The sequence below is a fragment of the Cytobacillus oceanisediminis 2691 genome (assembly GCF_007678455.1).
GTDB classification, from domain to species: domain Bacteria; phylum Bacillota; class Bacilli; order Bacillales; family Cytobacillaceae; genus Mesobacillus; species Mesobacillus oceanisediminis_A.
Genome location: NZ_VEEP01000006.1, coordinates 227,303 through 241,765 on the forward strand (window position 1 = coordinate 227,303; position 14,463 = coordinate 241,765).

Here is a 14,463-nt window from a genome sequence, read left to right on the forward strand (position 1 = left end):
CCTATTCTTTGATTTCTTTTTCTCCGCTCTTAATGTTTTCATCCCAATACTTCATCCACGCATCACTATTGTCCTGGAAGACCTTCCAGTCGATATCCATCGCCTTGATTTCAGTATCCGTGATCCACTTCGGCAGATCCTTCACATCATCACGAGTAGGGATGCGGTAGTATTTTTCTGCTAAAAGCTTCGCCGCTTCAGGCGTATTGACAAACTCATAGAATGCTTCAGCCGCTTTCTGGTGCGGCGCATTCTTCACGATCGCGATTCCTTCAGTCAGGACTGGCGTTCCGCTTTCAGGAACGATGAACTCAAATGGATAGTTCTTGTTTTCCTTCAGCATGACAACATCTGGCATTGCCCAGACAGAGACGGAACCTTCACCCTTGGCAACCTTGTTGTACATCATTTCCGGGTTAGCAGAGTATTCCTTCGTATTCGCATCAAGCTTTTCAAGCCACTCATAACCCTTTGCTGTGTCCTGGGAATCCTTGAAATCACGGTAGATCATCGCAGAGAAGATCGTTCTCATCGTACCGGAAGCAAGCGGATAACGAATGATGATTTCATCCTTCCATTTCGGATCAAGCAGGTCATCCCAATCCTTCGGCGCTTCTTCCTTTGTCAGCTCTTTGCTGTTGTACATGATAACCTCAGGTGTCTGGCTTGTTCCTGACCAGTTCCAGTCTGCTTCGTGGAAATTATCAGCCAATGCCCCGGAGTAGGAAGGTTCATACGGCTGTAAAAGTCCTTCGTCCTTGGCCTGGTCGAACATGACGGATGGGGCTCCCCACCATACGTCTGCCTGAGGGTTATTCTTTTCAGAACGGACACGGTCAAGGACTTCCTGGGAACCCATGTCAAGCCATTCGACATCGACGTCATATTCAGCTTCAAACTGCTTCTCGAATTCTGATAAAATATCTTTTCCGTGTGGAGAATAAATCACCACTTTATCTTCCAGCTTGTCTTTGGAGCCATTATCTCCTGCCGGTTTGCTAGATCCCTCTTCAGAGCTGCATGCCGCTAAAAATAGTGATGCAGATAAAGTCAAAGCCGTGATAATTGAAACTTTCTTCTTGTGTTTCACAGAAACTCCCCCTCATTAATGGTATTTAATCAAACTTTCATGTTCCCTCATGAACAGTGACACGGCACCAAGAACCCCTGCGTTGTCACCCAATTGGGACGTCTTCAGCTGGACTGAACTAGGAAGGTATTGATTCACAATCTCCTGCAGCTTCGGCAGAATGAAATCGGATGATTTAAGAACACCACCTCCTAAAATAACAATCTCTGGATTCAGCAAACTGGCAGCATTCACAACCCCATATGCCAGATGCTCAATGGCTTCATCAATGACTTTAAGCGCAATCTGATCACCACTTTTCGCCAGCTTGAACGCCACCTCCCCCGACAGCTCGGAGGCAAGTGCTTGTTGGTGCAAGGGATGCTCCGGCTCCTTCTGGATGCACCTTGTCAGCCTGTCTCCAATCGATTTACCGCCGGCTACGCTTTCAAGATAGCCATAGCGGTGAAAAATCGGCTTGAACTCATTTTTCATATCATTCTTGTCCGTCACCATGTAGCCAATTTCACCAGCCGCGCTGGACGAGCCGCGGTATAGCTGATTGTTGATGATAATTCCGCTGCCGATTCCCGTGCCGACGGCGATGAACAGCACACTCTGCTTATCGCGCGCATTTCCAAGCCACTGCTCGCCAAGCGCTGCGACATTCACATCGTTATCGACATGAACCGGGTACGGAATATGACGCTTCGCCTCTGTAATAAAAGGATACCGGACCCAGTTCAGGCTCGGGGCCTCAACGACAATCCCGTTTGCCGTCTCAGTGATTCCCGGAACGCCTGCACCCATTCCGAGGATCTTCTCGTCTTCGATTCCTTCCTTGTTCACCATAAACTCTATTTCTCTGGCAATCTGCTTCAGCAGCCCTGAGTCTAGATACTGGCAAGTGTTAAAACTGCTACTCGCAACGATGTTCCCATTCAAATCGCAAATAACCGTCTTCACTTTCGTCCCGCCAATATCCGTTCCGATTATGTATGCTGCCTTTTCATTGAAGTACAGCTGGATTGGCCTTCTGCCTCCCTGTGACGTCGACTCACCAATCCCCTTCTCAAAAATCCACTTTTCCTGAATCAATTCATCAACCAGTAATGATACGGTTGGCTTGCTGATATTGATTTTCGCGGCTATTTCCGCCCTGGAGATCGGTGAACTTTCCTGAATGCACTGTAGCACCCTTTTCTTGTTGAGTGATTTCAGCTGTACCGGTGTTCCACTTAGATTCATAACATCACGGCCTTAAAATTCTTTTTGGTTAGTAAGATTTACTAATTAACTAAAAATATACATTACTTTGTAACCGTTTACAACCATAAAGTTCTGAAAATTTAAAATCGTGTTTAAGAAAAATATATTTTTTCAATTTGAAAGATATTCTTGATCTGTCGCTTCCTTATAAAATAAAATATCCAGTTGGTTCCATTTACCCACCTGCAAAATGGATATAAATAACCATTTTTAATATTCTGACAATTATTTATTTTACAATATTATCTAACTATGATTATCTTGAATTAGGTGTTATATCTGTTGTTAGTTAGGCAGATTAACTAACCTACAAATACATACAGAGGAAGGAGTGTTCATTATTTCTCAGCAAAACTCAAAAATGAAAGGGGTTACAAAAATGAGGAAGTACTTTATTGGTTTGCTCTCGTTATTGCTAGTCGTTTCCATGCTGCCCTTAAGCAGTTCAGCTGCCCAGACCCAGGAGCCTGACGTCGAACTCTGGAATGCAGTGAAGCCACTCGACACGACCGTGACCTTCCTGAATACCGGCGCCCATCCCGATGATGAGCGAAGCGACTTTTTAGCGTATCTGTCACGAGGACTCGGCGTTAAAACCGCCAGCATGATCGCGAACCGCGGTGAAGGCGGCCAGAACGAAATCGGCAATGAGCTTGGAAATGGCCTTGGAATCATCCGTTCCCGCGAAATGATCGAAGCCGCCAAGATCACTGGTGTTACCGCTTATCACTTAAGCGAAACCACGAACGATGCAATCTACGACTTCGGTTTTTCAAAAAGCCCTGATGAGACACTTTCAAAATGGGATAAAGATGTTGCGTACGAGCGTTTGATCCGTTTCATCCGGACATACCAGCCGGATATCGTCATGCCTTCATTCAGGAACTCCCCGACACAGCACGGTCATCACCGCGCAATGGAAATCCTGAGTGAGAAAGCATTTGAAGATGCAGCAGATCCTTCAGTCTACCCTGAACAGTTAAAAGAAGGATTATCAGTATGGCAGATTAAAAAGCTCTTCCTCCCTGCCGAATCAAAAGACACGGCCACCACTTCAATTGAAATTGGAATGTACGATCCAATTTATCAAATGTCCTATCCACAGCTGGGAGAAGCATCCCGTTATATGCACAAAAGCCAGGGAATGGGCAATGACATCCCTGTCGCACCACGCCAGACTCACCTAGAATTGCTTTACAGCGCTGTTGATACAAACAACAGCAACGAACTATTTGCAGGTGTACCATATGATTTTGCAGCATGGGCAAAAACTCTTCCAAAGAACGCAAACTCTCTCTCAGTCCAATACACAAAACTCCAGGAACAGCTTGAATCCATCATTGATTCCTATCCTGACAGAGATGCAGTATTCACACAATCACAGAAAGCTTTGAAGGATGTCCTCCGCCTGCAAAAGAAGACGGAAAATGCAAAGCTTGATGATGAACTGAAAACTGATTTGCTCCACAAGCTGAGCCTGAAAGAAGAGCAGCTACAAGAAGCAAGCTTCGTTTCATCCAGCCTGGATGTGACTGCTGAAGCAGAATCCACTGTCCTGACAAAAGGCCAGGATACTACGGTTACCGTAACACTAGAGAACAATGGCTCGCAGAAGCTGGAGCATTTGAATGTTGAATTACTCGCACCTGAAGGCTGGGCCATTACATCAAAAGCAAAGGACTCTGATTTGGCTCCAGGAAAAACCGCAACCCTCACATTCGATGTGGCTGTCCCAGAAGATGCCGATTTCTATCATGCGTACAAAGAACCTGTTTTACAGGCAAAGGTTTCATACAAAAATAAAGGTGCTTCCGTTGAACAAGTAAAACAGCTCGAAGGCACAATCGCAGTCCTGCCAGACGCTGCCGTTACCCTGAATCCTGAGGATATCATCGTCAATACAGCCAATGTCCAGGATGAAATTCCGGTGACCGCAAAAGTGAAGAACTATTTTAACGGAGCATCACAAGCCGTTGTGTCTCTAAAAGCTCCTGAAGGCTGGGATGTAGAACCGAAATCCGCAACCGTTGATTTCAGTTCACAGTTCGAGGAAAAAGAAGTAGCCTTCACCCTTTCACCACCTAAAGGCATTCAACCAGGAGACTTCAATATAGACGCTGAAGTGGCAGTGAATGGCAAAACATTCAATTCAACAATCCAGGAAATTAGCTACGACCATATCGGCACATTCTATTATCAGTACCCTGCCCAGGTGAATGGCGTAGCATTCGAACTGCTGACAAATGATAACCTGAAAGTCGGTTATATCGACAGCGGCTTCGATTTGGTTGCTGACTATTTATCAAATGCCGGCATGAACATCACAAAACTGACTGAAGCCGATCTGGCGACAGCAGATTTAGGCCAGTATGACACAATCGTAGTCGGCATCCGCGCTTATCTGTCAAGAGCAGACCTGATCGCGAATAACGCCCGCCTGCTTAAATACGTTGAAGACGGCGGACACCTGGTCGTCCAGTATCACAAGCCAAACGATGGCTGGAATAAAGACACCACTGCACCATATCCATTAACAATCGGAAATGTTTCGATCAAATGGCGCGTAACCGATGAAAACGCAAAAGTAAACGTCCTGCAGCCAGAATCACCGTTATTCAACTATCCAAACAAAATCACAGACAGCGACTGGGATCACTGGATCCAGGAAAGAGGACTCTACTACCCAATGGCATGGGGACCAGAATACCAGACATTCGTCAGCATGGCTGACCCAGGAGAAGACGCATTCGACGGCGGCATCCTGATGGCGAATTACGGCAAAGGAACCTACCTTTATACAAACCTTGTATTCTACCGCCAGATCCAGGGGCAAGTACCTGGTGGGTATAGGATTTTCACGAACCTGATCAGTTATGGGGCACAGGAGTAAAAAAGAACCCCTTTAGATTGATAGCTTTAACCCTGGAGCAATTAACTTTAGAGGATGATTGCTCCTTTTTTACCGCATTACATGATGGCGATCACCTATCTTTATCGAATTTTCAAGAGAGGTAACTCCCGGGTTAAAAAAGGAGGGCGTTTCCAGCGCCTAATGTTTCTCTCTCAAAAATCAGGTCCATTGAGAGATAAACAAAAAAAACATGACTCTTCGCCCCCTCTTTCTCTTAAGTGTTGGAACTAAACTACTAATAGATCAATAATATTCTAGTGCCTTCCACTCATTTATTTAGGAAAACGAAATATTCGACAAATTGCAGCACCCTTTTCCCTATTAAACTGATTATGATAACCATGAAATTAATTTACTAGATTAGGAGTGATTGATTCTATGAAAAAAGGCAAAAAGGTTTTGGCAGGATTAAGCGTACTGGCTTTGTGCGCCTCACTTACTGCTCCTGCATTAGCTTCCAATTCACCGAACGGAAATCTTTACAATGAAAACCAGGTTTATTCGGTAAACGGCTATACTGATTATGCTGAGATGGTGAAGCGTCTACAGCAAATTGAGGCAAACAGCCAGGGCAGAGTTGCTTTGGAGATTGTCGGCCAGTCGAACAAAGGAAGAGATATTTACCAGGCTCGAGTCGGAACTGGCGATAAAGTGGTCTTGATTGAAAGTGAAATCCACGGAAATGAAAACACGGGCACGGAAGCAATCCTTAGCATGCTTCAATATCTTGGATCCAGCAATTCTCCAGAAGCTAAGAAAATCCGCGAGGAAATCACCCTTGTTACTCTGCCGAAAATGAATCCAGATGCATCAGAACTTGACCGCCGCGGCAATGATATGTCATGGGAAGAAGTTGTCGATGACTTCCCAAAGCTGGCTGATGCTGCAGGCCCTGCATGGAATTACTATAACAATCGCATCCTTCAGGACAGAGATTATAATGGCCGCCCTGGTTTCGATGTGAACCGTGACTTTAATCCAGACTTGAATTATGTCCCTCAGGCTTCTGACTTTCCAGGTAATTCAAGCAAAGCTGGCTGGTACATTACACCTGAATCCCAAACTGTACGAGATGTCTATAAATCCCTTCAAGCAGAGTTTGGAAATGTAGATGTGTTCATCGATCTTCATCATCAGGGACAATATTATGTTGAAGGTACAGATGACATTGTCACTATGTCCCTTTCCGCTGACTTTGTTCCAGATCCAAACAAGCCAGAGGGAGCAAAGTACGCTCAATATGCAGACAACTATAATTTCGAGTTCTCCAAGCAACTGAATCTAGCTGCATATAACGCACTACAATCATTGGGTGAAAACTCACCTTTCAATAACATCACCCTTTACAGCCAAAATTTAGATCTTCCAGGTACAGCACTTGGCAGTTTCGCCTTGAATGGCAGCGGTACCGTCTTATTTGAAGTACGTGGCCAATCCCATTCTTTAGGACAAAAGAAAAAAGGCCAGCTGGTGAAAGCTGTTGAAACAGGACTATATGGAATTATTAACGGCGTAGTTGATGGTTCGGTTGAACAGCTAGACCCTGCAGAATATGACAACATCCCGCTCACATCGTATTCACCAGGAATCTAAAAGAGTCATGTGGACAGTTCTTTTATAACAAATTCCCATATTGGTTATTCATTAGGAAAAAGTACCCTCCACATCAAAGACAAAAGGGAAGCATCATTTTTGCTTCCCCTTTTTAATCTGGCAGTATTTAAGTAAAAAGATAGTTAAAACAGAACGCGATTGAATTCAAATTCAACAGCGTTTTTTTATATTTTCCACAAGAATTGTCCTGGATTTTCAAGAGATAAAACAAACTGCTCCCCTTTTATGCGTCTCCCGAATGAGACACAAGAACCAAGTAATTCGCACCTAACCAATTATTCCATTTGCCTCCAATAACCGAAGGGCGATTTTAACATCGGAAACATTGACTATAATGGCATTGTTTTCTCCATAGTATATAGCTTTCACTTTTACCTTATGGAATAAAGCCTCATAAATACCGCTTAAGACGCCTGTGGTTCCGGTTACCAGCCCAAGAATCTGGATGACTTTTTCCTCCTGAACCTTACGCCTTCTGAGCGAAGAACCTCTCTGACAACCTCATTTTCCTCTGGATGATTCGATTGTGGGGGACCAACAACGATTCTGACAAGATTGGTGTTTTGCAGCTTAGTGATGGTGGCAGCAGTAAAACTTACTCCTCTATCTGATATATCCTTTAGAATCTTATTAAGCGTTTTATCGTCCGCGGTGAAAGTAAATTGCTGTCTAATTCGAGCGGTCAAATGAAAATTCATGTCGTTCATAAATTTCACTCCCTTTCTATAATAAGTTATTCATTTTATAAACATGATGACCGTTTATCTGTCCTTACTCGTCCGCCTCATTTAATTTGACAAATAAAAAATGACGTGTGACAATTCACACGTCATTAAGCAAGGAAGCGGTTCTAAAGCTCCACAATTTAATTTATGTTTTCATTTTTCAATACGCAAGCACCCTCCCACGCACTTTCTTAAAGGGCCAAAATCACCTGCACTGGGTTCCTTTTCGCTCCACAATAACTACAACCAACTCCTATGATAACTTCGCTAACCCCCGTGTATTTGGGAACCTGTGTCTTTCCCCTCTTCATGTTTCATCTTACCTAAGACAGCCAAAAACACAAAGCCCGCTCCAGCAGAAAATGTATATATCAAAATCAGGTTTCCATAACTTATAAACTCCGATAGCAACCCAAAAAGTAAATAACCTACTGTGGAACCAATTAGTGTTGTATTCATATAGAGGGTCGTCGCTGTGCCGGTGGCTTCTGGAATAAAGTCCTGAAAATAGGAAATGGCGATTCCTGCGGTAATTGACACCTGAGCTGCGCTCAAGATTTGCAGCGGGTAGATTTGCCAAGGCTCTGTAACTAAGCTGAACAATAAGAAATAAACAAAAGCGATAAAGAAACCAATTCTAACTAATATGCCATTATCTATTTTTGTCGGAATTGTAGAATCGAAGTATCCTCTGCTCCCACCTAACTCCACTAATAATTTTCAGTTCATTTTTGGTTTCTTGTAAACGAACTCACAGATCTGAACATTTCAAACAGGACACTGCCATTACATATTCCTGAGAGTAGAGTAGATATGAATAATGGTGACCTTTCCATTCTCCAATGTTCTCATCTTCAAAAATCCCACAATATATTAGGCAGACTGATGGGCAAGTGTTCGATATTGGATCGGGCTTCTGACTTTTTAATTTTCCTTAAACCGCTCAGATTCCTTATTCCTTAAACGTTGGAACTGCTCTTTTTCCCTCATGATAAGTCCTATTCACACCTATCAAAAGTATCAACAGTTTAAAATATGGAAAATAATATTAATTTTATTTAAAAGTGTAAGAAATGTTTTCTGGTTCTCTAACTAACGCCTTTCAAATGGATTAAACAAAATAAAGCCCGGCAGCCCTTAAAGACTGCTGGACCTACGATTTTAAGATTTGAAAAAGCATATTTAAAATTAATAGGGGGAATATCCCTTATTCAATCTAATTCACCTTTCTCTTCAAGTGCAATAACAGTGAGCACATACATTGCATGAGACCAGGTTAGTGGCATAACCCACGCAGGTTCTCCGGTTTTTTTATCAATTTGTTCAGGCAGAAGTCCTAGATGGTTTGCCTGAGAAACTGACCATTTTAAGTATTCACGGGACTTTTCATATTTACCGATTCGCACATAATATTGGGCAAGCCAAAGAGTTGTTAAGATCCATGGGTTGCCTCCGATATATACGTCTCCCGGAAAACGTTCAATCCCGCCAACGATTGGCGAGGTCAATATACGCTCGATCGTTTCGGCTGTTTTCATCATTCTCTGGTCGTTTTCTGGCAGCATATTAAAAGGGACATTCAAGCCAAGCAGACTTACATCTACTACAGGATCTTCCCATACGCGGTAGGTCGGATATCCTTTTTTGTTATACTCTACCAATGTTGCCTTTCTCTCGGATTTTGCCTCTTCGTAATATTTTTGATCCACTGCCAGTTTTAATCCCCTTAAGTAGGAATCTGAAGATTCATTCCAGCACTTTTCTTCGATGGTCGCCTTGATTAAATGGGCAGTGCGCTCCCATTTATCAGCCAGATCGCCTCGGTCAAATTTTCTTGCCAGTTCTGCAGAGCCTGCTAAGCCTCCATAAACGGCCGCTGCAGAATAGAGATGTTCTCCATCCCGCTTCTCCCAAAGGTCCTTGCTGGGCATGGGGAGATTCGTTTCAGGGTCGATAAAGCTATTGATAAACTCAGCACCTTTTTGTACTGCCGGCCAAATATCCTGTAAAAACTGCTCATCTCCAGACTCAAGATAGTGCTGGTGGATTCCCCAAAGGATTGACCCGCTCTCATCAATTTGCAAACCCCACGTAGGTGCAAGCTTACCGTCAATATAATGACGCTGCTCCCATGATCCGTCTTCACTTTGCAGTTCCGTTGTGGCGTTGTAGAATTTTGAAACTGTACCATGGTAACCAGCCTTGTCCACCGCATTTGCGATATAAGCAGCGTCACGTCCCCAGCAATATGCATACCCACCAGAGTAATCATAATCTTCATCTACTTCCGGACCAGCAATAAAGCCGCCCTTCTCTTCATCATTTAGAAGTTTAAAAGCCAATAAAGACCTGATGTAGACTTCCCTGGTCCTGGTATCTTTTATTTCAAACTGCTTCGCTTGCTTAAGGTAATTCTCCCAATAATCAGCAGTCTTCTTGTATAACTCATCTGCCCCTGTATGTTTTGCTTCTCGCAGCTCACATATTGCATCTTCCACTGTATGACCTGCTGCAATGAAAATAGGCAACTCCACTTCTTCCCCCGGTTCAAGCATGCCTAAGTTCCATGATACGGAGCCATCCGTCTTGTTCATGATTTCTTTACCGTTCATTTTATTGGTTTTTGAGGCATCCAGGGCCAGGCCACTTTGATATTGAGCTGCTTCGTATGTGCTGCCAACCGCAAATGCATACTCGCGGTGATAATGCACTAGGCAATCTTCTTCTTGACTGAAGAGCACAGTATTGAAACGAACACGATCATCCACAGTAAAATCTGAATAGATGACAAATGACATCTCGCGGCTAACGTCAGAGATATTCTTAATCCTATAGTTTCGGACAAAAACATCTTTTCCAGGTACCACATAATCCGTCTGCCGAATGGCAAACCCGCTTTCTTCCTGTACCGCAGCTGTGGTTAAAATGTTTGTTTCAGCTTCATATTTCTGTTCGTGTTTCCAGCCATCCTCGTGCATAAACATCGTTACATTTTCTTCACCATCCACATGAACACCAGTATAAAACCTGTTCATATGCTGGGAAAAGTCGATATGCGGCCAAAAAAGCCGCTGCAGCTGCCCATCCTTTGTCAATGAAACGAGCATTTTTGAATTCCCAATAATACCATCTATCAGATACGGTTTTTTTCTCATGTTAGTCACTCCTGGCTAAAGTTGTTTAGTTACCCTTTGACAGAACCCGATGTTAACCCTGAAACAATTCTCCGCTGGAATAACAAAACAAGGATGACAATCGGTATGGTCACGATGACTGTCGCAGCAGTTATATCTCCCCACGGTACTGTATAATCACTCTGATATAAAGAAATCCCTACAGGAATGGTCCTTGATGACTCCTGTGAATTTATTGTCAGGGCGAATAAGTATTCATTCCAGGCCGTTATAAAAACAAGGATTGCAGTTGTGAAAACCCCTGGTGCGGCCAAGGGAAAAATCACCTTGCGGAAAGTTTGAAATGGCGTTGCCCCATCCATTTTTGCAGATTCCTCCAGCTCGTGAGGAATCTTTTGAAAAAATGTTGACAGCAGCCAAATAGCTAGCGGCAAACTGAACGTAATATACGGGATAACAAGCCCCATATAAGTGTTTCTTAAATGAAAATCTGTCACAAAATTATAGATTGGTGAAATTATCGCAATATGAGGGAACATTGATGACGCAAGCACAATACCCAGGATCAATCCTTTAAACTTAATCGGCAGCCGCGTTAAGGCATAGGCAGCAAAGGAAGCGAATACTACCGCTATCAGGGTAGTTAAAGTAGAAACTATGAAACTATTTTTCATATACGTCAACAAAGGCCTCGTTGTTAAGGCAGATAGATAGGATTCAATTGTTGGGTTCTCGGAAAACCAGGCGAATGATGAGAAAATTTCTCCCGGCGGTTTAATTGAAGTCAGAAAAACCCAGATAAACGGAAACATAACAAGGAAGACAAATACTGCTAAAAATAGATAGAATGATGCTCCTGCTCGCTTGTTCATTTCTCCATCCTCCTCATTATTTCATTTTCCCTTCGAATAGGTCGGATCCAATAAATTTGATATAAATAACACTAATTAACGCTACGGATAGGAAAACGATGACGGATAAGACCGAACCAGCTCCAAAATTCTGTTGTGAAAACAGAGTTTTATAAGCATAAACCGTAATGGCTTCTGTGGAGTTTGCAGGCCCGCCGCCAGTCAATACATAGATCAAATCGAACACCCTGAATGCATCCAGTGTCCTGAATAGTAATGCAACCAAAATGGATGATTTTAATAATGGCAGGGTAATTTTAAAGAACTGCTGAATCTTGTTTGCCCCATCCACTTCTGCCGCTTCATATAATGAGGACGGAATTGTTTGCAGACCTGCCAATAGGAGCAATGACATGTACGGGGTGGTCTTCCATACATCGGTGAAGATAATTGAGAACATAGCACCTGTTGAAGTCGTCAATAAGTCCCCTGCACTGGATATGAGGCCGAATTGTTCGAAGTAATGAGCAATAATGCCTGATTGTCCGTCGTAAAGATATTTCCACATCATTGCCGAAACCGCAGTCGGAATCGCCCATGGTATAAGTACAGAGGCCCTGATGATTCCTCTGCCGAAGAAAGCACGGTTAATAAGCAGAGCGATCATCAACCCGAGAACCAGCTCAAAGAATACTGAAATCACAGTGAAAACGCCTGTATTCGCAAGTGATTTCCACATTCTTTTTTCCTGGAAGTAATGACTGTAATTTGCAAGGCCGATAAAATTCGATTCAAGTATTGCTTCATCAGTTGCTTTCATTTGTTCTTTAATATCAGCCAGACTGCCTTCTTGCTCTTCTTCAAGCTTCAATTGCCGGATGGAATTTATAGAATCCCGCAGAGTTGCTTTATAATCCTCTGCAAGGTCACTCTCAATTTTTGCGTATTTCAAATCATCATCTACTACTGGTTTAAAGGAAGCAATCAAGTCATTAACCTGATCATATTTCCCTTTCATTTCTGGATTTTCTAATAGTTGATCATGATAACCTTCAATACGATCTTTGATTTCACTAATCGTTTTTTTGGATTCAGAGTCGTTTGAACTTGCTTCTAATTCTTCCAAGGAGCTGGATAAGTAATAATAATTGTTTGCATATCTTTCTAAGTCAATATGTTCCGATACCATCTTCTGCGACTTTGCAGGATCATTCAACCTGTAATCAAATAAGCTATTCCAAAATGAAAGACTGATTGGCCACAATATAATTCCAATAATCAATATGAGTGAAGGCAGAACCATCATATAGCCTAGCTGCTTTTCACTTAAGCTGAAACGTTCTTTGTTTGGTTTCCCAGCCACAACAACCACCCTTTCGGTAAAATGAAAGAGAGGCAGGTGTGCTTTCACACCCACCCCATTTTGAATAAAAAATTATTTCAGAGCTTTCTCCATTTTCTCCTGCATGTTCTTAACAGCTTGCTCAGGAGTGATTTCTTTTGTCAGTGCCTTGGATACTTCAATTTGCATAATATCTGAGACTTCTGGATAATTCGGTGTAATCGGCCTTGGAACTGCACTATGCAATACCTTGATAAACTCTTCATTGCCGAACAATGGAGTAGCACTCTTTACTTCCTCTTTTTCATATAAATCTTTTAAAGTCGGTGCTCTTCCGCCTTCTACAGCAGAAATAGTTTGTCCATCTGCTCCTGTCATGAACTTCACGAATTCCCATGCCGCTTCTGGTTCATCTGTATAACGGTTAATCATCGTCATATAACCGCCCAGAGTAGCAGCTGAACCCGCATCACCTGATGGAAGAACAGCAAAACCTACCTTGTCCAATACCTTTGACCGTTCCTTATCAGCTGCTGATTTAGACATGTAAGGCCAGTTACGGGCAAGAACAGTTTGTCCTTCGATAAAGGCCGTTTCAGTTTCTGTTTCTGAGAAGGTCAAAATATTATTTGGCATAAAATCAGCATTCACGATTTCAACCATTTTGGTAAGACCTTTAACAGATTCAGGGCTATCAATGACCACTTTATTATTTTCATCGATTACCTGGCCGCCGTAAGACTCAATGAACTCAATTGCGTTTACTACCAATCCTTCATATTGGTTAGCCTGTAGTGCATAGCCAAACTTAGTGCCTTCCTTGCCATTGCCTTCTTTAGCAGCCGCTATTAATTCATCCCAGGTTTTTGGAGCTTCTTTTACAATATCAGTACGGTAATACAAAAGACCTGCATCCATATACTTCGGCATTGCCCATTGTTTACCGCTGAATTTCCCTGCCTGCACAGTTCCTGGGAAGTAGTCTTCCATCTTGATTCCATCTTTTTCAATCAGACGGTCAAGCTCCAATGCATAGTTAGCCTGGGCGAATTCAGCCGGCCAAACAACGTCTGCATCAAAAACATCGATTTCCGTACTCTTGCTGCTGAAAGCCGTCACATATTGATCATGCTGCTGTCCGCTGCTATTTGGCATCTCTTGATATTCGACATCTATATTTGGGTGGGCTTTCTCGAACGCTTCAATGAGCTTTTCTGTGCTTCCTGTAGTATCTGCTCCACGTGCATAAGTGATTTTTACAACCTCTTCAGATGATGGCTTTTTTTCCTTGTCCGATGAAGCTTTTTCATTGGAATCAGTAGATGAACACGCTGCAAGGCTAAGAGCTAATGTGGCTGAAGATACAAGACCGAAGATTTTTTTCTTCTTTGACATATAAATGGAGCCTCCTAAAATTCTTTTTATTTTGTAATCGATTTCAATTAAATGTTTAATGAAGAGATGCTTATTGAGTGATGAAGCACTCTTTGAAATCGATTTCAAACAGCTTTAAAAAAATTACACTTTAATCATTTTCGTTTTATCCGT

The 14,463-nt window shown here is 42.7% G+C and carries 10 protein-coding genes; 2 read left to right on the forward strand and 8 right to left on the reverse strand.

All coding sequences use genetic code 11. The features are described 5' to 3' along the window. Position 1: 1 nt before the first annotated feature. Together FS736_RS13715 and FS736_RS13720 are read right to left on the reverse strand one after the other, a co-directional pair. Positions 2 to 1,090, reverse strand: a complete 1,089-nt coding sequence (locus tag FS736_RS13715; protein WP_144478180.1) for an extracellular solute-binding protein — start codon at positions 1,088 to 1,090, stop codon at positions 2 to 4. 15 nt (positions 1,091 to 1,105) lie between these two features. Further along, positions 1,106 to 2,317 carry an ROK family transcriptional regulator gene (locus FS736_RS13720; RefSeq protein WP_144478182.1) on the reverse strand — a complete coding sequence of 404 codons (1,212 nt, stop codon included), beginning with the start codon at positions 2,315 to 2,317 and terminating at the stop codon, positions 1,106 to 1,108. A gap of 400 nt (positions 2,318 to 2,717) precedes the next feature. Here FS736_RS13720 and FS736_RS13725 point away from each other — a divergent pair, with 400 nt between their 5' ends. Beyond that, complete coding sequence (locus FS736_RS13725; RefSeq protein ID WP_144478184.1) at positions 2,718 to 5,228, forward strand: NEW3 domain-containing protein; 2,511 nt, start codon at positions 2,718 to 2,720, stop codon at positions 5,226 to 5,228. A 399-nt stretch (positions 5,229 to 5,627) separates the two neighbouring features. Continuing rightward, positions 5,628 to 6,842 carry a M14 family zinc carboxypeptidase gene (locus FS736_RS13730; protein WP_144478186.1) on the forward strand — a complete coding sequence of 405 codons (1,215 nt, stop codon included), beginning with the start codon at positions 5,628 to 5,630 and terminating at the stop codon, positions 6,840 to 6,842. 446 nt (positions 6,843 to 7,288) lie between these two features. Here the strand turns inward: FS736_RS13730 and FS736_RS13735 are convergent, their stop codons facing one another. The 6 genes from FS736_RS13735 to FS736_RS13760 all read right to left on the reverse strand — a co-directional run bounded on the left by FS736_RS13735 (position 7,289) and on the right by FS736_RS13760 (position 14,310). Continuing rightward, positions 7,289 to 7,570, reverse strand: a complete 282-nt coding sequence (locus FS736_RS13735) for a hypothetical protein (RefSeq protein WP_144478188.1) — start codon at positions 7,568 to 7,570, stop codon at positions 7,289 to 7,291. 285 nt (positions 7,571 to 7,855) lie between these two features. Then, entirely contained in the window at positions 7,856 to 8,299 is a 444-nt protein-coding gene (locus FS736_RS13740; RefSeq protein WP_144478190.1) for an MFS transporter, read from the reverse strand. A 500-nt stretch (positions 8,300 to 8,799) separates the two neighbouring features. Continuing rightward, the gene (locus FS736_RS13745) at positions 8,800 to 10,743 is read right to left on the reverse strand and encodes a glycoside hydrolase family 15 protein (RefSeq protein ID WP_144478192.1); all 1,944 of its coding nucleotides are present in this window, start codon (positions 10,741 to 10,743) and stop codon (positions 8,800 to 8,802) included. A 29-nt stretch (positions 10,744 to 10,772) separates the two neighbouring features. Further along, the gene (locus tag FS736_RS13750) at positions 10,773 to 11,594 is read right to left on the reverse strand and encodes a carbohydrate ABC transporter permease (RefSeq protein WP_144478194.1); all 822 of its coding nucleotides are present in this window, start codon (positions 11,592 to 11,594) and stop codon (positions 10,773 to 10,775) included. 16 nt (positions 11,595 to 11,610) lie between these two features. Then, positions 11,611 to 12,879 (reverse strand): carbohydrate ABC transporter permease, encoded by a 1,269-nt coding sequence (locus FS736_RS13755; RefSeq protein WP_144478399.1) that lies wholly within the window; start codon positions 12,877 to 12,879, stop codon positions 11,611 to 11,613. A 129-nt stretch (positions 12,880 to 13,008) separates the two neighbouring features. Next, on the reverse strand, positions 13,009 to 14,310 hold the full coding sequence (locus FS736_RS13760) for an ABC transporter substrate-binding protein (protein WP_144478196.1): 1,302 nt from the start codon (positions 14,308 to 14,310) through the stop codon (positions 13,009 to 13,011). Positions 14,311 to 14,463: the final 153 nt, after the last annotated feature.